The 24,606-nt window shown below is 60.2% G+C and carries 15 protein-coding genes; 8 read left to right on the top strand and 7 right to left on the bottom strand.

Going from position 1 to position 24,606, the window contains the following annotated elements:
- Positions 1-347: 347 nt before the first annotated feature.
- From PW792_15270 to PW792_15255, 4 genes are read right to left on the bottom strand one after another with little or no spacing between them, the layout of a single operon-like run.
- Positions 348-1,394, bottom strand: a complete 1,047-nt coding sequence (locus PW792_15270; protein MDE1163283.1) for a TolC family protein — start codon at positions 1,392-1,394, stop codon at positions 348-350.
- Entirely contained in the window at positions 1,387-2,505 is a 1,119-nt protein-coding gene (locus tag PW792_15265) for a hypothetical protein (protein MDE1163282.1), read from the bottom strand. Before PW792_15265 ends, PW792_15270 begins: the two co-directional genes overlap by 8 nt.
- Entirely contained in the window at positions 2,502-4,235 is a 1,734-nt protein-coding gene (locus tag PW792_15260) for an efflux RND transporter periplasmic adaptor subunit (protein MDE1163281.1), read from the bottom strand. The genes PW792_15265 and PW792_15260 overlap by 4 nt, the downstream gene beginning before the upstream one ends.
- Complete coding sequence (locus tag PW792_15255; GenBank protein MDE1163280.1) at positions 4,235-7,519, bottom strand: efflux RND transporter permease subunit; 3,285 nt, start codon at positions 7,517-7,519, stop codon at positions 4,235-4,237. The genes PW792_15260 and PW792_15255 overlap by 1 nt, the downstream gene beginning before the upstream one ends.
- A gap of 221 nt (positions 7,520-7,740) precedes the next feature.
- Between PW792_15255 and PW792_15250 the strand changes: the two genes are divergently transcribed.
- The gene (locus PW792_15250) at positions 7,741-9,414 is read left to right on the top strand and encodes a hypothetical protein (protein ID MDE1163279.1); all 1,674 of its coding nucleotides are present in this window, start codon (positions 7,741-7,743) and stop codon (positions 9,412-9,414) included.
- 360 nt (positions 9,415-9,774) lie between these two features.
- On the opposite strand, the gene PW792_15245 is transcribed toward PW792_15250, so the two are convergent.
- Both PW792_15245 and PW792_15240 read right to left on the bottom strand, forming a co-directional pair.
- Positions 9,775-10,386 (bottom strand): superoxide dismutase, encoded by a 612-nt coding sequence (locus PW792_15245; protein ID MDE1163278.1) that lies wholly within the window; start codon positions 10,384-10,386, stop codon positions 9,775-9,777.
- A 225-nt stretch (positions 10,387-10,611) separates the two neighbouring features.
- Entirely contained in the window at positions 10,612-13,710 is a 3,099-nt protein-coding gene (locus tag PW792_15240; GenBank protein ID MDE1163277.1) for a DUF3857 domain-containing protein, read from the bottom strand.
- Positions 13,711-13,797: 87 nt separating this feature from the next.
- Here PW792_15240 and PW792_15235 point away from each other — a divergent pair, with 87 nt between their 5' ends.
- The 7 genes from PW792_15235 (at position 13,798) to PW792_15205 (ending at position 22,644) form a co-directional block, all read left to right on the top strand.
- Positions 13,798-16,266 (top strand): glycoside hydrolase family 15 protein, encoded by a 2,469-nt coding sequence (locus tag PW792_15235; protein ID MDE1163276.1) that lies wholly within the window; start codon positions 13,798-13,800, stop codon positions 16,264-16,266.
- Between the two features lie 95 nt (positions 16,267-16,361).
- Positions 16,362-16,874, top strand: a complete 513-nt coding sequence (locus tag PW792_15230) for a VIT1/CCC1 transporter family protein (protein MDE1163275.1) — start codon at positions 16,362-16,364, stop codon at positions 16,872-16,874.
- Between the two features lie 84 nt (positions 16,875-16,958).
- A complete protein-coding gene (locus tag PW792_15225; GenBank protein MDE1163274.1) occupies positions 16,959-17,846 on the top strand; it encodes a hypothetical protein in 888 nt (295 codons plus the stop codon).
- A 64-nt stretch (positions 17,847-17,910) separates the two neighbouring features.
- A complete protein-coding gene (locus PW792_15220; protein ID MDE1163273.1) occupies positions 17,911-18,213 on the top strand; it encodes a winged helix-turn-helix domain-containing protein in 303 nt (100 codons plus the stop codon).
- 215 nt (positions 18,214-18,428) lie between these two features.
- Positions 18,429-19,178 (top strand): glucose 1-dehydrogenase, encoded by a 750-nt coding sequence (locus tag PW792_15215; GenBank protein ID MDE1163272.1) that lies wholly within the window; start codon positions 18,429-18,431, stop codon positions 19,176-19,178.
- A gap of 387 nt (positions 19,179-19,565) precedes the next feature.
- The gene (locus PW792_15210) at positions 19,566-20,807 is read left to right on the top strand and encodes a GAF domain-containing sensor histidine kinase (protein MDE1163271.1); all 1,242 of its coding nucleotides are present in this window, start codon (positions 19,566-19,568) and stop codon (positions 20,805-20,807) included.
- A 187-nt stretch (positions 20,808-20,994) separates the two neighbouring features.
- Positions 20,995-22,644 (top strand): ATP-binding cassette domain-containing protein, encoded by a 1,650-nt coding sequence (locus tag PW792_15205; protein ID MDE1163270.1) that lies wholly within the window; start codon positions 20,995-20,997, stop codon positions 22,642-22,644.
- A 77-nt stretch (positions 22,645-22,721) separates the two neighbouring features.
- On the opposite strand, the gene PW792_15200 is transcribed toward PW792_15205, so the two are convergent.
- The gene (locus PW792_15200; GenBank protein ID MDE1163269.1) at positions 22,722-24,524 is read right to left on the bottom strand and encodes a hypothetical protein; all 1,803 of its coding nucleotides are present in this window, start codon (positions 24,522-24,524) and stop codon (positions 22,722-22,724) included.
- Between the last annotated feature and the right edge of the window lie 82 nt (positions 24,525-24,606).

Here is a 24,606-nt window from a genome sequence, read left to right as displayed (position 1 = left end):
GCCACTTGAAACAAGAAACACCGCACCACGAGAGCCCCAACACCGTTCAAGCCACCCAAACCTCCGTGCACCTCCGTGGCCACACCGTGCCCTCCGTGTTCGCTTCTCCAGCCAGCAACCTCGTGGCTTCGCGGAATGTTCTCCAATCACAATGTCCCAATCACAAGCGCCACAACTGCCCCGAACAGAAGGGGACGGCTTCAGCCCCTGAGGTGCGTGGCGAAACTTGGCGCCCTTAGCGTCGTAGCGTCTTCTTTCCTCCACCCGGCCACCAAGGAAAAAGGGAGACTGCCTACACAGGCAATCCCCCTCTCAACCCAGCAACATCAAGCTAATAAAGCAGACGCCTACCGACCAGGCATCTGCCCGCGAATCGCATCCTCCAGCTGAATATTGTGCTTTTCCAGCAGATCGCCCAGCGCATGATCCAGCTCGATCCGCGCCTTCATCCAGTTCGAGCGTGCCGCGATTTCGGTGGACTTCGCCTGTGCCAGGTAAGCCTCGTTCTGTAGCACTGCCAGATCCGTCGACTGCCCCACGCTCAGCTTGTCCTTCACCGCATCAAGAAGCTGCTGCTGATACGTACGACTCTCCGCCGCCGCACGATACGCCGCATGCGCCGTATCCAGCGCGACCACCGAAGTCTCCACCTGCTCCCGCACCTGCGCGTTCAACTTCTCCACATGCGCTTCTACTTCGCGAAGCTGCACCACATCGCGCGCGGCATCCGACTCAGCCACACGGTTGCGCAGAGGCAACGTCAACTGCACGCCAGCCTGGTAGATCGTCGCCACACGCAGGCCTCCAACAGCAAGCCCCTGCGGATTCGTCACCAGCCCCGTCCCCGCAGAACCCAGCACGTCATACGCCTGCTCAGCCGACCCACGCGTCGACACGTTGCCGTAGAGGTTCAACTGCGGCAGCGCTGCATTGCGGCTCGCCGCTGCGCTGATGCGCCCCGTCTCCACCTGCAACTGCGCCTGCGCCAGATCAGGCCGCCGAGCCAGACTCTCCGCCACAAGCTGCTCTACGTTCTCCTGCTCCATCGCTTCGGGAACATGAATCGTGTCCGTCGGCACAATACGATCGAACTGCTGCTGGAACACCGGCGAAGCCGTCCGCAGAATCTGGTCGCGCAGGATAATCTCCTGCTGCTTGTACAAGCCTTCGGCCTGCACCAGGTCGAAGCGGCTCGAACTCTCCAACGCCCGCGCCCGCGTCAGCTCGATAGGGGCCAGCGTCCCCAGCGTCTCCTGGTCTTCATCGTCCTGCCGCAGCTTCGTCGCCGCACGCAGCGACTCCTGCTTCACCAGCACGTTCTCGCCCAGCGAGACAAGGTCGTAGTACAGCCTGGACACGCCATACACCGTGTCCAGCACCTGCTGCTCAAACACCAGCTGTGAGATCCTGCGGTTCGTCCGCGCGATGCGTTACATAGCGCAGGCTCACCTTGGGCCCAAAGCCACGCAGCAGTGGCTGCGTAAACGTCACCGAGGTGCTCGGCCGCGAAAACGGATTGCCCTGTGACTGCGAACCATAAATCGCCTGCGCGTCGTTGTTGCCAATCGCGGTCAGCTGTCCGCCCGTCGCAAAGCCTTCGACGTAGGCAAGGTTCAGCGCCGTAAAATCCAATGCGCCAGGGCTCGTCGACGACGTCCCGGTAGAGGTCGTCGAGCTGGAACTGGACGTCGACGACGTCGTTCCACCCGTTAGCGTCACCGTGTTGTCGCGGCGGAACCATCCTGCCGTGCCGATCAACTGCGGATCGAACAGCGGAACGTTCGCTCCTGTCGAGTACGCATTCGTCGTCAGCGCCAGCGATTTCGATGTCTGCGTCAGCGAGTTCAAACTCGTCAGGTCGGTCACCGTCGGTGTCGTCGGATTCGTATTCGCCGTCTGCGCGTTCAGCAGCGGAGAGCCCGGCCCACCTACACCCGCAGGCGTTTCGTTCACCGTGTACTCAATCCCGCGTAGCGACCCGCCGCCCTTGGCGCGCACTTCGTCCGTGCGGCCCAGCACCAGGTTGTACCGCTCCGTCTCCACGTCAAGGTTGTTCTCCAGCGCAAGGTCAATCGCATCGTCGAGTGTCAGGTAGAGCTTGCCGTTGCGAATCAGCGACTGCAGTCTCCCACCATCGCCTGCAAACAGCGTTGGAACCTCCGGCGTGCGATACGGCCCCAGGAAGCCGAGGAACTTCGGCTCCAGCCCATGCGCGTTGTCGCGCGCGGGCAGCGTCGTGCTGTTGCTGATCGCGGTCACCTGTGGCGAAGGCGCATCCGGCGTCTTCACCGGTGCTGCCAGCGGAGTTACATCCGGCTCCTTCGCCTGCGCATTCGGCGCTGCCGAAGCATCAGGCCCCTGCGGGACGCTGCGCTCCGTAGGCGCAGGGCTCAGTGCAGGCATCGACTGCTGGGGCAGCGGTGGTGAAGGGTTCTGGGCATGGCCTGCCGCACCCGCAAACGCGGCCAGGCCTACTGCGGCGAGTGTGTAGTGGCGTCTCTTCATGGCTTGCTCGCACTCTGCGAGCTCTTCTGTGGCTCGCCCTTGCCTTTACCCTGCGACTGCTGGTTCTGTTGCTGCTGTTCGCCCATCACGTTGCGGTCCGTAATCGCCTGATCGCTGTAGCGAGTGCTGCCACCCGGAGGCGCGCTCTGGGAAGGGGCTGCGGTCGGCTTCTGCGCCGCAGACTTCTCCATCTGCACATTTACTTCGCGGCCCTCGGTCACGTCGTCGTCGATCGTGGTCACGATCGTGTCACCTTCCTGCAGGCCACTCGTAATCTCCACCACATTGCCGAGGTCGCGGCCAATCGTTACAGGCACCAGATGAATCTTGCCGTCCTTCACCAACGCAACCGTTGAACGGTCCTTGCGGATCGCGATAGCATCGCCGGCAATCACGATCGGCGGCTTCATATCCGGCGCTGCCGGGAACGTTGTAACTACGTACATGCCGCTCAGCAGCTTGCGGTCCTTGTTGTCCACTTGCACTTCGGTCAGCATCGTCCGCGTGTTCTGGTCGACCGATGCCGCGGTGCGTGTCACATCTCCCTCAAAGACCCTGCCCGGATACTCCTGAAACTGGCACTGCGCCTTCGCGCCCACATGGATGAACGGAGCATAGCCTTCCGGCACACTTACCAGCACGCGCAGCTTCTGCATCTGTGCAATGCCAAAGAGCGGTCCTCCCTGTCCCGGCGACTGCGCCGAGGTTGCCGCCGTGCTCGTGCTTCCGGAAGATCCGCCGCTGTTCGAGCTTGCTGCCTGCGCTGTTCCACCTGCGCTGGAGGTCTGCCCCATCGGCGCCGGCGTAATGCCGCCAGAGCTCTGTCCGCCGCTGCTGATCAACGCTCCGACGTCCACGTTGCGCTGCGTCACCACACCATCGAACGGCGCACGTACATACTCATAGCTCTGCAGCGAGAGCACGCGATCGAGGTTGGCTTTGAACGCATCCACGTTGCGCTGTGCGGCCGCAACGTTGGCTTCAGACTGTGCGTACGCGGCCTCCTGTTGATCGCCCTGCTGGCGCGAGAAGACACCCTTGGTCACCAGCACGCGATAGCGTTGCACGGTCACCGTATCCAGCGCGAGTTGGGCCTTCTGCGTCATCACCTGCGACTGCGACTGGCGCAGTTGCTCACGGGCCTGTGCGACCTGTGCGTCCAGATCGGGCGCGTCCACCACGGCCAGCAACTGGCCCTTGTGAACGTGGTCGCCGATGTCCACCTTGTACGACTGCAGGTAGCCGCTCGCTCGCGCGTAGACATACGCTTCGTTCAACGGAATACTCGTGCCCGGCAGCGCCAGCCCCGCCTGCGCCGTTGAGCGCGCCACGCGCACAACGTTCACCGTAGGCTTTGCGTCCTTCTCCTGCTCTGCCTGCTTGTTGATCTCTCGCCGCTCGAAGAGCTTTGGCAGACCACCCACCAGCAGCACCAGAAGAAAGATCACCGCGAAGACCATCAGGCCGATGTACAGCGGCCTGCGGTTGGCGGGTTTGGGAACGCGTTCGCTCAACGGCTTGTGGTGCTTCTTCGCGCTCGAGTTGGCGTCTTCGAAGTTGTGTCCCACGCGCCGGTCATCCAGCGAGTTCGGGTCAGCGTACGCCTCGCCCACCTTGCGGCGGTCGGCAATCGAAGGGTCGGCAAACTCATTGCCTACGTTCTGCGGATCACTCTCCGCAGGCCAGGGAAGCTTCTTTTCATCGTCGTTCATGTTGTGTCCGTCGCTCATCAGGCGGGCTGCTCCTGTGGTCCGTTGTTGTTACCGTTCTCTTCTGGCAAACCTGTGGAAGGGTCGATCCTGCGCTTCGGTGGCATGTGCTCTGCATCGCCCTGGTGATACTCCTCCTCCACCACATAGCTGAAGTCCTTCGGAGGGTTCTTCTTCAGCAGCGAGTAGATCGTCGGTACAAGGAAGAGTGTGCCCAGTGTCGCGAAGAGGAGGCCGCCGATCACCGCTCGGCCCAGCGGAGCGTTCTGCTCGCCGCCTTCGCCAAACGCCAGCGCCATCGGCAACATGCCGATGATCATCGCCAGCGCAGTCATCAGCACCGGACGCAGACGCGTATGCCCGGCGTTCAGTGCCGCTTCGCGCTGGTCCTTGCCTGCGAGGCGTTCATCGTTGGCAAACACCACCATCAGGATGGAGTTCGCCGTCGCCACACCGATCGTCATAATCGAGCCCATCAGGCTCGGCACGCTGAACGTTGTCTGCGTGATGAAGAGCATCCACAGAATGCCGCAGAACGCGCATGGAATCGCCATCAGGATGATGACCGGATCGAGCCATGACTGGAAGTTCACCGCCATCAGCATGTACACCAGTCCGATAGCGAAGATGATGCCAATGCCAAGGCGAACAAACGATTCGTTCATCGTCTGCACTTCGCCGCGAACAACGATCGTCGTCGTCTTCGGCAACGTCTTCGACATCTGCGCGACGATCTTGTTGATCTCGTCCGAGACACCGCCAAGGTCACGCTTGTCGACGTCAGCATACACATCGAAGACAGGCTGAATGTTGTAGTGGTTCTCCACGATCGGCGACTCATCGCGACGGAAGCTCGCAATGTTGCCGAGCATCTGTGTGGAGACGCCGGAGGCTGTCGTTACCGGGGTCCGCGCCAGCGCATCGAGTGAGTTGATGCGATAGATCGGCGTCTGCGTCACGATCTGGTAGTTCACCTCGTTGGCCGGGTTCAGCCACTCGTTCGGCGCGGTCTGTCCCGTGCCGGTCAGCGAAATCAGCGTTGACTGCGCGACGTCCTGCTGCGTCAACCCAAGCTGTCGGGCGCGCGAGCGGTCGACGTCGATGTGCATCGTCGGATACTCCACGCGCTGGTGGATGTGCACATCCACCGCACCCGGGATGGCGGCGATCTTATTCTTCAGCTCCAGCGCAAGCTGGTAGTTGTTCTTGCCATGGCCGACCACTTGCACGTCGATCGGAGCAGGCAGGCCGAAGTCGAGAATCTGGTTGGTGATGTTTGCCGGGGTGAAGAAGAACTCAGCGTCCGGGAACTTCTGGTGCAGGTCCGTGCGCAGTTTGCGCATGTACTCCTGCGTGTCTTTCTTGCCGGGCTTCAACGAGATCTGGATGTCGCCGTCCGCATTCGAAATCGTCGACGAGTTCGAGAACGCCAGGTTGATGCCTGAGTTCGGCAGGCCGATGTTGTCGAGGATCAACTCAATGCGCTCCGCCGGAACCACCTGGCGAATCTCCTTCTCGACCTTGGCAAAGTACTGCTCGGAGTCCTCGATACGCAGGCCCTGCGGCGGATTTACATGCAGGCTCATCTGCCCCGAGTCAACGAACGGGAAGAAGTCGCGACCGATGAAAAAGAGCATCGGCAGTGAAATAACGACGAGACCGGCGAAGAGCAGCAGCGTCAGCGTGGCATTGTCCAGGCACCACTCGAGCGCGCCCTTGTAGCTATGCTGCATGCGCTCGAACTGGCGGTCGAACTTCATGTGCCAGCGCCAGACGAAGTTGTTCTTCTCTTCGCGCTCGCTTGCTCCTTCGCTCTGGTAGAGGTCGATTTCCTTTGCGAGCAGGAAGTGCATCATCGTCGGCACGAGCGTGCGCGAGAGGAAGTAGCTGGCCATCATGGCGAAGGCCACGGCCATCGCGAGCGGAGTAAAGAGGAACTTCGCCGCGCCGGTCAGCAGCACGACCGGGATGAAGACGATGCAGATAGAGAGCGTCGAAACGAACGCTGGCGCGGCAACCTGCTGGGCGGAGTCGAGGATGGCCCGGGTGAGCGGTTTCTTCTCCTGCATGTTGCGGTGCGTGTTCTCGATTTCGACGGTCGCGTCGTCCACAAGGATGCCGACGGCCAGCGCCATGCCTCCGAGCGTCATCACGTTAATCGTTTCACCGAGCGCAGAAAGTACGATTAAGGACACTGCAATCGACAGGGGGATCGAGACGCAAACGATGACCGTCGAGCGCCATGAACCGAGGAAGAGCAGGATCATCAAACCCGTCAAAGCCGCGGCAATACAGCCTTCGCGCACAACTTCGTCAATCGAAGTCCGCACAAAAACCGACTGATCGAAGAGCGGAGTGATCTTCAGGTTGCCGAGCCCGGCAGTGAGCTGCGGGATCATTTTTCGCGTGTTTGAAACGATATCAAGGGTGGACGTCTGACCGTTCTTGAGCACGGTCAAAAGAGCGCTCCGCTTGCCATCCTGCCGCACGATATTGGTCTGCTCGGCATATCCCATGTGAACCTGGGCAACGTCCTTCACGTAGACCATCGCCCCGTTTGAGGCGCGAATCGGTAGATCGTTCAGCGCAGAGAGCTCGTCGGGGCTGGAGTTGGTCTTGACGATGTACTCGCGGTTGCCGAGTCGGGCCGTACCGGCGGGCAGAATCAGGTTTTGCTGCGAGATGGCGGTAGAAACATCGGTGGCCGAAAGATGATGGGCAAAGAGCAGATTTGGGTCGGTATCGACCATCACCTGCTTGACCTTGCCACCGAAGGGCAGCGGAACGCTGGCACCCTTGACGTTCGCGAGGCGCGGGCGAACGAACTGCAGGCCGTCGTCGTAGAGATCGGCCTCGGTGAGGCCCTTGCCGCTGAGGGCAAGTTGAAGGATCGGAACCGACGATGCATCGTACTTGATGACGAAGGGTGGGAATGCTCCCGGAGGCAGCACGCGCAGGATGGTCTGCATGACGGCTGTGACCTGCGAGAATGCCAGCTCAACCTTCACGTTGGGCTGGAAGAAGATCTTGATGACGGAGACGCCCTGATAGCTCTGGCTCTCGGTGTGCTCCATGTCATTGACCGTGGTGGTCAGGGCGCGTTCCGCTACGGTAACGACGCGCCCTTGCATCTCTGCAGGCGTCAGGCCGCTATACGTCCACACCACCGTGATGACGGGGATGTTGATGTACGGAAAGATGTCCTTCGGCGTTTCAATCGCCGAGCCAATGCCAAGCAGCGCAATGAGCAGCGACAAGACAACAAAGGTATAGGGGCGGCGCAGGGCCAGCCGTACAATCCACATGCGGGATACCTGGTAAGGAAAATTACAGCTTTCTGCTGATATATGACGCAAGCAGAGCGCACGAAGCTCCCGGGGAGCAGAAATAAGTTCGAATATCGTCGAATACTTTAAGGGAAAACTGAATGACACGAGTGCTACGAAGCATCGCGCTGGGAGTAATAGCCTTTACTGGAACGGGTTTTTGCAGTGCCCAGCACTCGATGGGGCACGATATGGGGGCGATGCGAGCAGTCGTTGCGCCTGCGGACCTTCCAGCGGCAAAACCGATGACCGGGGTCGGCAATGCTCACCTAACGGTGATGGCGACGCCCGAAGCGCAGGTCTGGTTTACCCAGGGGCTAAACCTCTTCCATGATTTCTGGGACTATGAGTCGGCGAAGTCGTTTGAGCAGGCTATCCGTGTCGATCCCAACTGTGCGATGTGCTACTGGGGGCTTTACGAGGCGCAGACGTTTCGCGGTGGCTGGGACGCGTACTCTGCGGCGGCGCTGGAGCAGGCGAAGCGACTGAAGAAGAAGGCGACGCCGAAAGAGCAGCTTTATATCGAGGCGGCTGTTGCCGACCGTGAAAATCGCGAAGGCGCGAAGGACGAGAAGGACGAGAAAGCCATCCGCCTGATGCGGAAGGCGGTCGCGATGGACCCGACAGACCTGCAGGCGAAGATCTTCCTCGCCGGATATCTGGATGACGGTTACGACGACGGCGAGCCGAAGGAAGGCACGCGGCAGGCGATCACGGTGCTGGAAGAGGCGCTGAAGGCTGTGCCAGACGATTCGGCGGCGAACCACTACTGGATCCATGCGATGGAGCCGACCAATCACCCGGAGCGTGCGATTCGCAGTGCGCAGGAGCTTGCCAGTCTGGCGCCGAGTTCGGGCCACATGGTGCACATGCCGGGCCACATCTTCTATCGCACCGGTGATTATGCGAGCGCAGAGAAGTGGTTTGCAGCTTCGACAGCGGTGGATGAAGGGTATCTGCAGGCGGAGCACGTGGACGTCGACGACGATTGGAACTATGTCCACAACCTGATGTATCGGATTGCCAACCTGATGGAGGAGGGCAAGTTCGCAGAGGCGGAAGTGGTTTCTCAGAGGCTGGTTGCGGCGCGTGGACGCACGATGGCGACGCTGTACGTGTGGGCTCCGAATGATTCCATGACGCGGCTGAGTCTGACGCTTCCTGTCGCGATGCGGCAGGGCGATTGGACGGCGGTACAGACGATGCTGGACAAAGCCAGCCCCGATGCCAAGCTAGTGAACCTGAACTTTCTGGCCGGCGAGCTGAAGGTGTTTGCCAGCGGGATGCAGGCGCTGAAGAACGGGAATGTTGCTGCTGCTGAAGTGGCTTCGAAGAAGCTGGAGGCAGACGTCGTGGCGAAGACGCCTCCTCCTGCGGCGAAGGTGAAGCGAGAGAAGCACCCGAAGGGTCCTGTGCAAGAGCCTTTGGACCCGGATGCCATGATGCCTTCGCTGGTCAGCAGCCTGAAGATTATGTCGCAGGAGTTGCAAGCGGGCGTCGCGCTGCAGAAGAAGGATGTTGCGGGAGCGAAGAAGCTGTTTGATGCCGCTGCCGAGGCAGAGACGAAGCTGGGCTATCACGAGCCGCCTTCGCTGATTCAGCCGGTGACGGAAGCGGAAGGCCTGCTGCTGCTTCGCGCTGGAGATGTTGCTGCGTCTCATGCGGCCTATGCGAAGGCCCTGAAGGAGCGTCCGAACTCGGGCTTCGAGCTGTATGGAGAAGCGCAGGCGAGCGAAGCGGTGGGTAACTCCAAGCTCGCGCTGGATGAGTATGCGCTGTTTCTGGATGCCTGGAAGGACGCGGATGCGGGTTTGCCCGAAGTGAAGCATGCGCGGGAGTATGTGGCCGCGCATCCGGTGCTGGCGAGCCGGTAGCGTGGGGCTCGTTCAAGAGAGCCCGGCGCTAAAGGGCCATCTGTCGGGGGAGGAGTTCAGTGGGCTGAAGCCCACTGCTCCCTTCCTAAGGATTAGGCTTGACGCCTGCTTCTTCCTCAAGGCCACAAAGGGCTACCCCTTGCTTCCTCGGTAAGACTCAGAAGCTGCGCCGCCCTAACTGGTGATCGTGCAGGTTGTGCCGCAACACGAGAGGGTTCAGGAAAAGCGGCGAAGCTGTATTGTCAGCAAGAGAAATACCCAGCCATAAAGAGGTCAGATGGGCGACGGTAAAGCCATGCGTGTCGCAAAGAAATCGGCCACCTCAATCGAGGTGGCCGATTTCTTTGGCTTGAAGAGGAGTTACTTCTTGGCCTTTTCGAAGCGCTTGTTCACTTCTGCCCAGTTGATGACGTTCCACCATGCGGCGAGGTAGTCGGGGCGCTTGTTCTGGTACTTGAGGTAGTAGGCGTGCTCCCAGACGTCGTTGCCGAGGATGGGGTAGAGGCCGTCGGAGAGGGGTGAGTCCTGGTTGGGCTTGGTCACGATCTCGAGCTTGCCGCCCTTGAATACCAGGAAGCCCCAGCCGGCACCGAACTGCTTGGCGGTGGTCTCGTTGAACTTCTTCTTGAAGTCTTCGAAGGTGCCGAAGTCAGCCGTGATCTGTTCGGCGATAGCGCCGGTGGGCTCACCGCCGCCGTTCGGCTGCATGATCTCCCAGAACATGGTGTGGTTGACGTGGCCGCCGCCGTTGTTGCGAACGACGGTGCGGACGTCTTCGGGGATCGCAGCAAGGTCGCTGACGAGCTCTTCGGGGGTCTTCTTGCCGAGGTCGGGGTGCTTTTCTACCGCGCCGTTCAGGTTCGTCACGTAGGTCTGGTGATGCTTGTCGTGATGAAGCTTCATGGTTGCTTCGTCGATGGTCGGCTCGAGAGCGGTGTAGTCGTAAGGCAGTGCAGGCAATTCAAACGCCATGATGGGGAGGCTCCTTCTCGGTTGTGCTTTAGGGGAAATCGATTAGCGCGGGCCCGGATGCATCGCGGTCTGCGCCCTTGTCTCCAGTTGGATGCAGCTTCGGGCACAGGCGACGCTACAGGGTTGAGGGTATCGCAAATGTTGTTGATCCGGCTTGTGGGGAATTTCCCGGGAAACAGAAACGCCCCGGTGTTCGCGGGGCGTTTCTGTTCTGTTGTTGTGACGTTACGGAACGAGAACGACGGTGCATTTGTTGCTGACGCAGTTTACGAAGCCAGCGAATGCGAGCTTGGCATCGCTCTGTGCCGGGAAGAAGGAGGTGAGATCAAGGCGCTTGATGGCGTCGGATGCTCCGGGGGGATCGTTGGCGACGGCTTTGGCCCGTTCGACGTGGCCTTTGCCGACGAGGAGATGGTACTCATAGACCCCCTTGGGGGCTGTGAAACCATCGAGATCGAGGGAACGCTTTTGCTGCGAGCTTTTTCCTTCGGTGGGGTCGGCAGGTACGGTCAGCTTTGCGGCCAGCATGGCTTCCTTAACCTGTGCGAAGTGGTCGGTGATGGTCTTGTCGGAGCGGTTACGCGCGGCAGGGGCAAGCCAGGCGTAGGCCTCGGGCAGCTTCTTCTCGCGGTAGTAGATCCAGGCCAGCGTGTCCCAGGCGGCGATTTCGAGGTTGGTTTTGCCGCGAAGAGCGCTGAAGTCTTCGTCCAGTGTCCAGCCAACGCTGGCATCAGAGAGCTTGCTGACGGAGCGTTTGGACGCGTCCTCTGCAAGCGGCAGTGCGATGTCGGCTTCGGAGAGCGCGTAGGCTGCGTTGTTGAGCAGGCCTGCGTCCTGGGTCGTATTGATGATGGCGGCGAGTGTTGTTTCACCGACTTTCTTCTGGCCCGCTTTGAGCTGTGCGCTGCCGAGTTGTGTGCGCAGTTGTTCGTTTTCGTCGGAGCCGTCGGTGGTGTTCTTCACTGCGGCTTCCAGAACGGTGATGGCTGCGGTTGGCTCGTCATTGCTGAGTAGGGCGGAGGAGAGGCCCATGGCTGCTTCTGTGCTGGAAGGATCGGCCTGATTCCATTTTTTCAGTGTGTCCAGCGTCAGGGCTTTGTCTCTCATGCGCTCGGCGATCCAGACGAGGGATTTATAGCGGTCGGTTTCGTCGGGGTAGAGATCAAGCTCCTTCTGGTCTTCGTCGAAGGCGTCTTTGTACTTTCCTTTCCCTTCGTAGACGGAAGCTTGCCAGGCGTGGACGCGGTCGCCGTCGGGGTCGATGGCTTTCATCTTCTTCACGATACGTTCGAGAAGGTCGCGGTCTTTTGCTTTCCACGCGGCGTCGGCTTCGGTACGTAGCTCCTGCAGGCGCTGTTCTTTTTGCGGGTCGATGGGCGTCTTGCGGGTGGACTCCATGCCTTTGCGATGCAGAAGGACGTAGTTTTCGCTGACGGCGTTGGCGAATTTGTTGTAGGTCTGCCATTCGCTGGCGGGGACTTTGCGCTCAAGGATGACGACCTTACGGTCGGTGATGAGCGTGCCCTTGTCCATGCTGTAGGTCAGGTCGTAGGTGGCCCAGCGGCTGCGCTCGTGGATGGCTTCGGGAAGGGTGGCGGTCCAGCCTTCGGGGAGCGTCATTTCGGAGTGGCTATGGAGCGTCTTGGTCGTGCCAAGGTCGATGGGAGCGACGGGAGGCTCTTTCTCGTTGACGGTGGAGATGCCGGATGGTCCCATTTGCGGGATGATGCGGAGGTTGGGCCAGTCGCCACCCTTTTCGCGGTGGTAGTCGAAGGCGATGGAGAGAGGCTTGCTGGTGTCGTCGGGACGGCTGAACTCGGCGTGGCTGGTGGTGCCGCCGTAGCCGAAGCTGCCGGCGAAACGCTGCGAGACCTCGTTGTACTGCGAGGGCGGAATGGACTTGAGAGCGGAACGGAAAACCAGCTCTTCATCGCCGCGCCAGGTCGTGACGATGTGTGACTCGGAGATGCCGTTTGCGTTGAGCTTGCCCACCGCGGTCCAGGTGTCTTCCCCGGTGAAGGGCATGTCGGCGACGGTCTTTACGATCTTCGCTGGGCCGCTGGGCGGGATGACGAGCGCTTCCTTGTCGCGGAGGGCGGAGTACATCATGCCCGGGGGCGCGACCTCTTCGGTAGGGTCGAGCCAGAGGGGCTTGCCGTTGAGCATGACGCGGCCGATGAGGTGGTTGAAGGACGCGGGGGAGGGAACGGGGTCGTTGAAGCGAATGCCCGCGCCGATGAGCGCGGCGTCGGACTGGATGCCAACAGCGCTGAGCAGGGCGGAGAGCAGCGTCTGTTTGTCTTTGCAATCACCGTACTGGTTGTGGAGCACGTCGGCGGCTTCGTGCGGCTGGAAGCGGCCGACGCCGAAGGCTACGCCGATGTATCGGATCTGCGTGGAGACGTAGCCATAAATGGCGCGGATCTTCTCGTCGTCGGTCTTGAGGCCGGTGGTGAGTTCGGTAGCCTTGGCGCGGATTTCGTCGTCGGGCACGGCACGTTTAGCGGCGAGGGAGCGGTACCAAATGCCGACCTCGTCCCAGCTATGGAAGGTGGTCCAGGCGATGCCGGGGAGCTTACCCTGCTCGTTGTCCTTGATCTCGTCTTCGGTGAGGAGCTTGCCCTTCTTGGCTTTCGCTTCTGCTTCGGCTTCCGGGCCGGCGGTGGGCTTGAGCTGCTGGGCTTCCCAGAGCCAGACTTTTTCGTCCCCGACGGTGGTTTCTTTGGGCTTGAGATTGAGCGTCGGGTTCGTCCAGACGGTGAGAGCCAGAGTTTTTGGCGCGTGGAGTTCGACGCTCTCGTTCAGCGTAATGGCAGAGCTTTCGCGAAGGTTTTCGGCGCCCCAGGATTGGTTCGGGGCCTCGGCACGGGTACGGATGACGGTGTACTGCCATTCGAGGGTGTCCCCGACGCGGAGGTCCTTGATGGGAAGCTGGGCTTCCTTCTGGTCGCTGTAGAAGGGCGCCTCACGGGTGACGGCGGTGGGCTGTTCGATGACGCTGCTGGGCGGGGTTTCTGTGATGGTGCCGTCCTTGTGATGCGCGCGGACGTACTGGAAGGTGACATGTTCGGAGGCGCTGGCGAAGCCAACGTTCAGTACGCCGAGCGAGCGCAAAGCAGCGTCGGTCTGAATCTTGATGGCGATCGTTTGCTGGCGGGTGCCGGTGCCATCGGCCTTGATGACGATGACGTCTGCGGCCTTCTCTACGACGAGAGGCTCGGCGGCGTATTTGTCCAGCGCGGGCGGAGTCTGCGACCAGAGGGGAGTGGCTGCGGCAGCGAACAGAAGTGCAGGGACGAGGGTGCGAGGGCCAAGGGTGCTCAAAGGGTTACGCATGGGTAGGTACGGCATGTATAGCAGATGGATACACGCTTCGCCGTGCAAAGAACGATTTTGTGGTCGAATACACGCATGGCAGTCTTGGATAGCGCATACCGCTGGCTGGATGATCAGGGGGCTGCTTTTGGCGGCCCGGGGCTCGAACCGCGTTGGACTTCGTCCAAAAAAGACGCTGTTTTAACCGCTTATGCTGCGTCTTCACGCATCTGGGCGACGGTTTCGCACGGCACTCTGAACGAGATTTACTTTCCGACGATCGACCGTCCGCAGACTCGCGATATGGAGCTGCTGTTTACCGACGGAGAGACGTTCTGCCACGAAGAGAAGCGCGACTTCGAGTACGACTTTCATTACGTCGATGAAGATGCGCTGGCGGTACGCGTCGTCGCGAACGACCTCGGCGGACGGTATACCGTGACCAAAGAGTTCATCACCGATCCGCATCATCCGGTGGTGCTGATGCATGTGAAGGTCGAGGGCGATGAGTCTGTTGTCTCGCGGCTGAAGTGCTATGCGTTGCTGGCTCCGCATCTGGATGGCGGCGGCGCGGGGAACTCGGCGCGAGCGGTGGATGTTTCCGGACGGCGCTGCGTGCTGGCGTGGAAGAACAATCTGAACCTGTGCTTCGGAGCAAGCTGCGGCTTCTCGCGTACGTCGTGCGGCTTTGTGGGTACGAGCGACGGCTATCAAGATCTGACGACTCACATGAAGATGATGTGGGAGTTTGGGCAGGCGATTGACGGCAACATCGCCATCATGGGCGAGATTGATGTGGCCCGCAATCGTGAATTCACCATTGCGATTTCGCTGGGCGAAGGACATCACTCGGCGGTGGCGGGGTTGATGCAGACGTTGTCGACGCCGTTTGCGGAGCACAGCAAGCGCTTTGTCGAGCAGTGGCACCGGGCGGAGTCGCCGGAGAAGCTGGCGAAGGCCTCGACCGATGGTGGAAGGCTGATGCGCATCTCGCACAACCTGATCCTGGCGCATGAGGATAAGACGTACTCGGGCGCGTTCATTGCGTCGGCTTCGATCCCGTGGGGCAATGCGAAGTCGGATGATGATCTGGGCGGATATCACCTGGTGTGGACGCGCGATATGTGTCACTCCGCCGGTGCGCTGCTGGCTTGTGGCCGTGTGGACACGGCGCGGCGAGCGTTGGTCTACCTGGCGTGTACGCAGCATGAGGACGGTGGCTTTGCGCAGAATTTCTGGATCGACGGCACGCCGTACTGGTCGGGTATCCAGTTGGATGAAGTTGCGTTTCCAATCATCCTGGCGTGGCGCATCTGGAAGCAGGATGGGCTGGGGCAGTTCGATGTGCTGCCATTCATTACGAGCGCAGCGGCGTTTCTGACGCGGTATGCGCCGGTGACGCAACAGGAGCGTTGGGAAGAGAATGCGGGCTACTCGCCCTCGACGCTGGCAGCGGTGATCTCGGCGCTGATCTGCGCAGCGGACATTGTCCGTGCGTATGGCTCGGCGGAGCTGGCGAAGTTCCTGGAGGATTACGCCGACTGGATCGAAGCGCATCTGGACGAGTGGACGACGACGAAGAATGGTGTGCTCGACGACGAGGTGACGTATCACTACATGCGCATTCGTCCGCCGGCAGAGGGTGAGCCGTTCCATAACCCGACGATCCCGGCGGGAATGATCAATATCGCGAACCGGCAGCCGGGTGAGCGGTATGCGTTTGAAGCGCGCGAGGTAGTGGATGGCGGCTTCCTGGAGTTGGTGCGGTATGGCATTCGCCGCCCGGATGATCCGCTGATTTTGAACACGCTGAAGGTGATCGACAAGGTGTTGAAGATCGACACGCCGTATGGTCCTTGCTGGCGTCGCTACAACCATGATGGCTATGGCCAGGGGAAGAACGGTGAGCCTTTCATCCACTACGGACAGGGACGTGCATGGCCGATTCTGACGGGCGAGCGTGCGCACTTTGAGCTGGCAGCAGGTGGAGATGTGAAGCCGTACATCACGGCGCTTGAACGGTTCTCGTCGTTCGGCGGTATGTTGCCGGAGCAGATCTGGGATTACAAGGACCTGCCTTCGGAGGGCATGTACTTCGGCCGCTCGGCCGGTTCGGCGCAGCCCCTGGTGTGGGCGCATGCAGAGTATGTGAAGCTGCTGCGTTCGGTGTCGGATGGCAAGGTCTTCGATTGCATCAGCGTGGTGGAAGAGCGCTACGCGGTGCCGAAGGATAAGCGCACGTTTGAGTCGCGTATGGAGATCTTCCAGGTGGGTCGGCCGATTTCTGCGATGGTGCAGGGCGGGACGCTGCGCATCACGGACCAGCGCCGCTTCCGCGTGATCTGGACGGATGACAACTGGGAGACGCAGAACACGACCGAGTCGCGAGTGATCGGGAAGCCTGGATCGTTTGCGGATATCCAAACGTCGTGGGACCAGACGGGGAAGATCGAGTTCACGCTCTACTACCCGACGCGCGATGAGTGGTTGGGCCATAACTGTGCGGTGACCGTGCATGGTGAGGCTGTGCCGCAGCAGGCGATTGCGATGAAGCCGCAGAGCTGACGTTTGCAGAAGGCAACGGCCGATGTCCTGGAAGAGGATGTCGGCCGTTGCTGTTTGTGGAATCCTGTGGTGAGCGCTCGCGATAGTATTCGCAGATGGATAGCTCCGAATCGTTTGCAGAGAACATCACCGGCATCTCTACGGAGAAGCAGTTTGTGCTGCGTGTGGTGCAGCCGGGACTGGCCGGGTTGATGGATGGCTCTGTGTCGACGCTGGCCCCGATTTTTGCCACGGCGTTTGCCACGCATAACTCGCACACGGTGTTTCTTATCGGCGCGGCGTCTGCGCTGGGGGCGGGAATCTCGATGGCGTTCTCGGAAGGGCTGTCGGATGATGGACAGCTCACGGGCCGTGGCAATCCTGTATTTCGCGGCGTGGTGACGGGAGCGATGACGTTCGTGGGTGGCTTTCTGCACACGCTGCCGTTCCTGCTGCCGAACGTTCACCGGGCGCTGATCCTGGCGTATTTTGTCGTGGGTATTGAACTGCTGGTGATCGCATGGGTGCGCTATCGGTTCTTCAAGTCGAGCTTCGCGATGTCGCTGGTGCAGGTGGTGCTGGGCGGCGGGTTGGTGTTCGCCGCAGGCGTGCTGATCGGTAGTTCTTAGTCGAGCGGTGTCTCGTGAGCCGACGGTAATTCTTCTCGAAGCCTCGTAAACACTAGGGGAAACGTGTGCGTCAGAGTGTGTGCCATGTACATACTTCGTCCACATCGCCCATCGCAAACCGAAGCGGAACTCGCTGAGTCGTTCGACCTTCCTCGTTATTCGCGGCGAGATGTTTTGTGGACGCTGGCCTCGCTGGGAGCGGTGGCTGCGGTAGGTTGCGGTTCGGATGGCACGGTAAATTCAAGCGGTACGTCGACGTCTTCTTCTGGCACGAGTGCGTGTGTGGTGGGAACGAACGTGACGCGCGGGCCTTACTTTGTCGATGGGGTCAACGACACACTCGACGCCAAAGACGGCGCCGCTTATGGGTTGGACTCACTGATCCCATTGCGTACGGACATTCGTACGGACTCCGAGGGCTCGGCTGGAACGATGTCAGGCGTAGCGTTGACGCTGACGATCACGATCAACAACGTCTCATGCAACAGCGTTCTTTCGGGGTATCGCGTTGATATTTGGCATTGCAATGGGGCGGGGGCTTACTCGGACATCCTGAACTCGACGAACGATAACGGGCTTGACCATCGGGGGCAGAATTTTCTGCGCGGCTACCAGTACACGGATTCGAACGGGCAGGTAACGTTTACAACGGTGTATCCGGGTGCGTACTCGGGACGCTGTCCGCATATTCACATCAAGGTGAGGAATATTGCGTCGACGACTGTGGCGGGAGCCAGTGTGACGCCGACGACAGAAGCAACGACGCAGATCTTCTTTACTGACGCGACGAGCGCGGCGGTTTATGCGGCAAACTCGGCGTACTCGACCACGGGTTATGACACGAAGGACAGCGGTGATTCTATCTACAAAAGTGAGACGACACCGCTGATTCCAGCTCTGACGGGGTCGACGAGCGCGGGCTATACCGGCGCGGTTTCGGTAGGCATTGCGGTAGGCACGGTTAGCCCGTAAAGAGGGCGATCTGGCGCGAATGAATCGTTTGAATCGCTGCGGTCATCTAGGATAGAGGTACGTTATGCCTACGGCGCAGAAAACCCGGCTTTCGCAGGAACAGTTCGAGCAGATTGCTCGCGTTCTTTCTGACCCGAAGCGCTTTGGCATTCTGGAGCAGGTGGCGAAGAATAAGTGCGAGAGCGGTTATACGCCGTGCTCGATGCTGAAGGCGCATGAGTGCCTTTCCCCGGCGACGATTTCGCACCACCTGAAAGAGCTGCAGGAGTCGGGGCTGGTGGATGTGGCCCGCGAAGGCCGCACGGCGAAGCTCACACTGCGTCGCGATGTGTGGGACGCGTACCTGGCAGAGCTCTCAAGCCTGTAACTGGAAGCAAGACTCTGTAACGAGAAGCAAACTTTTTGAAGCGTGGGATTCGTGATGCAGGCTCATTTGCATTCGTGACACTGCCGCTACTCAGGTTTTATCCCCTTTGACAATTGTTTGATGGTTGTCGAATTATTTCTGAATCCCCAGAGTCTGCTGACCCATCCATTTCGATGTACGTCGAAATATTCGACGAAAGTGAAATGGAGAAAGTCATGGCAAAGCTTACGGGTAAGGTAGCGGTGGTTACGGGCGCGTCAAAGGGCATTGGCGCAGCGATTGCGAAGAAGCTGGGCGCGGAAGGCGCAAGCGTCGTTGTGAACTACGCGTCGGATAAGGCAGGCGCGGAGAAGGTGGTTGCAGAGATTGAAGCAGCAGGCGGCAAGGCTGTCGTCGCTGGTGGATCGGTGACCAAGCAGGCCGACATTGATGCGATCTTTGCAGCAGCGACGAAAGCTTTCGGCAAGGTAGATGTGTTGGTGAACAACGCTGGTGTCTACGAGATGAAGCCGATCACGGACGTGACCGAAGAGCACATTGACTGGATCTTCGATACGAACGTGAAGGGCCTGTTGCTGACGACGAAGGCCGCATTGAAGTACTTCCCGGCTGAAGGTGGCAGCATTGTGAACATCGGTTCGTTGGTGAGTGAGATCACGCCTCCGGGCTCGTCGGTGTACACGGCGACAAAGGGTGCTGTGGACGCTATTACTCGCGTGCTGGCGAAAGAGTTGGGCGATCGTAAGATTCGCGTGAACGCAGTGAATCCGGGCTTTGTGGTGACCGAAGGTTCTCATGCTGCGGGCTTCGCTGGCGGTCAGTTTGAGGATTGGGCTGTTTCTCAGACACCGCTGAAGCGCGCGGGACGTCCGGACGATATCGCTGATGCGGTGGCGTTCGTGGTGTCGGAAGATGCGCGCTGGGTGAACGGATCGCTGCTGCAAGCTGCAGGCGGCGCTCGCTAACTCGCTAAGAAGTTTCAACAGATATTTTGCGCGGCGGACCGCAATATTTTTCGATCCGCCGCGTCAGTATCAACAAGAGCACACGCTCTCTCAACCTGAAAGAAAAGGAGACGACTCCATGAATCTCGTAATGTTCCTTCTGCCTGTGGCCCTTGTCGTTGGTCAGTACCTGCTTGGCGATGCTGCCGATAACGATGTCGATGGTTGTATGAACTAAGGCCTTTCCCTTGCTGTGGCTGAGGGAAAGGCCTTGGGGCGACGTTCGCCATGTTGAAAGGCGAAGCGACGCGATGTAGTGTGATGAATTCTCTGGCAACCGACCGGTTGCAGGGACGAAGATTGAGGGTTCCCTTTGGAATGTTTTGCATGTTCCAATAAAGGAACTCTATGGACGCTTACACACGATTTTCAGCTCCAGTTCCTCAGCATGATGCTGAGCGAGTGGCGACGCTGAATCGGTATGCGATCCTCGACACTCCGCCGGAACAGGCGTTTGATGATATCACTGAAATAGCTGCTTATATCTGCGCGGCGCCTTACTCCACGATTACGCTGGTCGATCGCGACCGGCAGTGGTTCAAGTCGGAAGTCGGCTTTGGAACAAATGAAACCGGGCGGGACGATGGGTTCTGCGCGTGTGCTGTGTTGCAGTCGACACCGATGGTGATCGAAGACACGCTGCTTGATCCACGGTTTTGTGCGAATCCTTTTGTGACGGGCGGTCCGCAGATCCGGTTCTACGCCGGAGCGCCGCTGGTTGCGCCGAACGGTCATATCCTTGGCACGGTTTGTGTGTTCGATTCGAAGCCCAGGACGCTGGAGCAGAAGCAGTTACATGCTCTGGAAGCGCTGGCGCGGCAGGTGATGTCGCAGATGGAGTTGCGGCTGAAGCTGATTGAAAACGAGAAGGCGGCGCTTGCCGTACAGACGGCTGAAAAGCTGGCTGCGGTAGGGCGGTTGGCCTCGTCGCTTTCGCATGAGATCAATAACCCGTTGGCTGCGGTGACGAACCTGCTTTACCTCGCGCGACTGGATGAGTCGCTGAAGCCTGAGACGCGGGCGTACCTGGAGACTGCCGACACGGAGTTGTCGCGGGTGGCTACGGTGGCGACGCATACGCTTCGCTTCCACCGGCAGTCTACAAAGCCGACCAGGATTGCGGTGGTGAAGCTTGTTGAGGACGCCATGACTCTATTTGAGGCGCGCTTCAAGAACTTCGATATTTGCGTAGACCAGCGGTTGTCCGCGGGGCTGCAACTCACCTGCTATGAGGGGGAGATTCGACAGCTGCTGAACAGCCTGGTGGGTAACGCGGTGGATGCGATGCGGGCGAGTGGGACGCTGACGGTGCGGGCAGCGAAGGCCACGCGCTGGTCGACCGGCGAAGAGGGTGTGCGGATTACGGTTGCCGACGGCGGCTGCGGGATGTCTGCGGAGACGCTGGCGCACGCGTTCGAGGCGTTTTTTACGACGAAGGATATTCAAGGTACGGGGTTGGGGCTCTGGGTCTCGCGACAGATCGCGGCGCAGCATGGTGGGTCTATCGAAGCGCGTAGCCGTATGAGCGGCAAACGTCGAGGGTCGACGTTTGCTTTGTGGCTGCCGCTTTCGCTGCGGGTGCGGGCTTAGGCGACGGTTTTTGTCGGTTGCCCGTGGGCTGCGCGCCTGGGATTCAGTGGCGCAGCGGTAGCCGACCGGCGACAAGCAGGTCCCTCACTTTGCTTGGGATGCAAATGCTCTATAAAGGGGCGCGGGAGGCCTGAGTTGAGCCTCGGGAGCGGATGTTGGGCGGGGACAGGTAAAATGGGAAGCGACTATGATTTCTGTCTCGAATGTCACCATGCGCTACGGCTCGAAGCTACTCTTCGAGGACGTCTCCGTTACCTTTACCGATGGTCGCCGCTATGGCCTGACCGGCCCGAATGGTGCCGGTAAATCCACCTTTATGAAGGTGCTGACCGGCGAGCTCGACGCCCAGAAGGGCAATGTCGTGCGGCCGAAGAAGTTTGGCGTGCTCAAACAGAACCAGTACGAGTTTGACGCGTATCGCGTGCTCGATACGGTCATTATGGGCAACAAGCCGTTGTGGGCTGCGCTGGAAGAGCGCGAAGTGATCTACAACAAGGCTGAGATGACCGATGATGACGGCATCCGCCTCGGTGAGCTCGAAGGCATTGTGGGCGAGGAAGATGGCTATGAGGCCGACTCCAACGCTGCGATCCTGCTGCAGGGGCTTGATATCCCTGATGAGCTGCATGAGCGCAAGATGAGCGAGTTGCAGGGCGGCCAGAAGGTTCGTGTGCTGCTGGCGCAGGCGCTCTTCGGCAACCCGGATGCGCTGTTCCTGGACGAACCGACGAACCATCTCGATATGGACTCGATTCACTGGCTCGAGACGTTTCTGAACCGCTACAGCGGATCGGTGATCACGATCTCGCATGATCGTCACTTTCTGAACTCGGTGTGCACGCATATTGCGGACATCGATTACGAGACGATCATCACGTACACCGGTGGCTATGACGACATGGTGCTGCAGAAGACGCAGGTGCGTGCTCGCATTGAGGGCCAGAACGAACAGCGCGAGAAGAAGATCGCCCAGTTGAACGAGTTCATCGCGCGCTTCTCGGCCGGTACGCGTTCGTCGCAGGTGAACTCGCGTAAGAAGGAAGTCGAGCGCTTGCAGACAACGGAGCTGGCGCGTTCGAACATTCAGCGCCCGTTCATCAGCTTCAAGATGGAGCGCCCGAGCGGTAAGCACATTCTGGAGATTGAAGACCTGTCGAAGAGCTATACGCAGCCGGACGGCAAGGTGGAGAACGTGATTCGCAAGTTCTCTTCAGCCGTGATGCGCGGCGACAAGGTGGTGCTGGTTGGCCGTAACGGTCAGGGCAAGACGACGCTGATCAAGTCGATCGTGGAGAACGCCCCGGGCGTGGACGCGCATGAGCGAGAGGCAAACTTCGCCGATGACGGTGCTGTGAAGTGGGGCCACGAGGCCAATATCGGCTACTTTGCGCAGGACCATACGGCGTCGATCCCGAAGGGGACAACGGCGGCGGAGTGGCTGCACAGCTTTGACCCGAAGGTTGCGAAGGAAGATATCCGCGGCCTGCTGGGACAGATGTTGTTCCGCGGCGAAGAAGGCAACAAGAAGACCGAGGCGCTTTCGGGCGGCGAGGCGGCCCGTCTGCTGTTCTGCAAGCTGATGCTGCAGAAGCCGAATGTGCTGATTCTTGACGAGCCGACGAACCACCTTGATATCGAGAGCATTAATGCGCTGAACCAGGCGCTGCAGAAGTACGAAGGTACTGTCTTCCTCGTGACGCACGATCAGGACCTGCTCGAAGAGGTTGGAACGCGCATCTGGCACTTTGAAGGTGGCCCGGATGACTTCCACATTACGGACCACAACGGGCCGTATGAGGAGTATCAGCAGAAGGCCAAGGCTGACGCGAAAGCGTAGTGACAGGATGTAAAGAAGTAGAGTGTAGAGCGTAAAAAGGCCCACGCGATTGCGTGGGCCTTTTGCTTTTTGTCGGATCAGGGACGTGTGCCGAGGGTGCCGTTTCTGAGACCAAGGGCAAGTGGTCGAACTACCGGTGTTGCCGCGCCGACCATCAGCGTGACCGTGGCTGCGGAGGTGTTGCGCAGCCAGAGGTTGCCGGAGATGTCCGCATCGATGCCGTAGGGCGCAGCCAGGGTGGAGCTTACGTATCCGAGGTAAGGTGTGATGCCGGTGCCGGAGTTGGAGAAGCCGGCCACACTGCCAGCGGTCGCGTTGGAGATCGCAAGATTATTGACGAACCATGCGCTGCCAGCGCCGTCGATGGTGACGCCCTGCGCGGCGGAGAGACCGTACGAACCACCCGAGATGTAAGCCGGGAAATTCGTGACCGATCCGAAGCTGGTGACGCGGTAAGCGGCGCTTCCGCCTGCGATCCATGTGTTGCCAGCGCCGTCAATCGCGAGTGCGTTGGAGCTGGCGCCTGTTTCCAGGGTCCAGGGCGCGCCGGATGTGGGGATGCCAAGGCTGAGGAGTTCGCTTACCTTGCCTGAACCGCCGACGTTGCCAACCCAGATGTTGTCGCTGGGGTCGATGGCAACGCTGCTTTGATGGCTGTCGACGGTGGTGTAGGGCCCGAAGGTGGCGCCAGTGACGCTCGTCTCGTAGAGCGAGGTGGAGGAGCCGACGGCGTACCAAGCGTTGCCTGCGTCATCGACGGCGAGCCCAGCGGTCCCGGTGAAGCCAGCTCCGGCGTAAACGGTGGGAGCACCTGCTCCAGCGGGAAGCTGCTTGAGCGTGGTGGCACCACTCCAGATGGCCCCATCCGGGCCGAGGGCGATTTTGGAGCCGGACATCGCAGTGTTCGTGCTCGTAATGCTGCCGGTGGGCGACATCTCGTAGAGCGCGGTGGCGTTCACCAGCCAGGTGTTTCCGGCGGAGTCGGTGGCGAGATCTGTCGCCACGGCTGGAAGAGGGTAGCTAACGGAGAGCGTCCAGTCGTTGGGCGTGGCGGTGAGCGTGGGCTGGAAGGGACCGCTGGAGGTGACGAGACTGTAGATCGCAGCAGCGTTGGTTGCCGGATGGTGTGCGATGTTAATAGCCGCGTCTGCGGTGTTGGTGGGGGCGGAGCCTGCGGTGGGCGTAGCTGCGGTGAAGAGGGCGCCGCACGGTGTGCTGTCGCCTGCGGAGCCTCCGGTGGAGTTCACGCAACTGGCGAGAGCGTTGGCGAGAGTGTAGATAGCCGCCGTGGGCACAACCGAGCCGGTGGGGCCGGTGCCGACGCTTTGCCCTGTGTCGCTGCTGGCCAGAACGCCCGAGACGAGGAAGGCGTTGTCGAGACCGGTGGCGTTGCTGGCAGGTGCGCCGATGTGGCTGTAGTCACTGCTGAAACCCGCGAGCGCGTACGCCGCCGCAACGGTGGTGACTTCGTTGATGACGATGTGCGTGCTGGAGGAGAGGTTGCCGCAGGAGCCGAGAGCGGCGAGCAGGGCGATATTTGGGTTCGGTGACGGTGTGAGCGTGCCGCCCAGGCCGGGATTGCCGCCGGTGGCGCTGAGGTAGACCTGCGTCTGAGGGGTCGGGCAGGTATAGCCGCCGGTGATGGAGAAGGCTCCGCTGCTGTCGGCGGTGACGCCGCCTGAGATGAGCGCGGTGGCGGCGCCGGAGTAGGTCGTTCCGGCTTCCCAGAGCTGGATGGTGGAGTTTCCCAGTAGTTGGTTGCCGCCCAGGGCGTGGCCGCTGAGGGCGGGAGTGGTTGTGGTCGTAATGGAGGAGCCCGCACCACAACCGCAGAGTGCAGCAGAACTCAGAGAGAGAAGCAGCAAAGGAAGAGCGCGCATAAAAGGTCCTGTTTCCTGTGGGAGGTGTTCAGGGATCGATGGTGAGGGTCTGAATGTTGACGCCAGTATATGGACGGTCTGG

It is taken from the genome of Acidobacteriaceae bacterium (genome assembly GCA_028283655.1).
In the GTDB taxonomy this organism is placed as follows: domain Bacteria; phylum Acidobacteriota; class Terriglobia; order Terriglobales; family Acidobacteriaceae; genus Granulicella.
The sequence above is the reverse complement of the archived record's forward strand: the minus strand, read 5'-3'. Positions and strand labels throughout refer to the sequence as shown.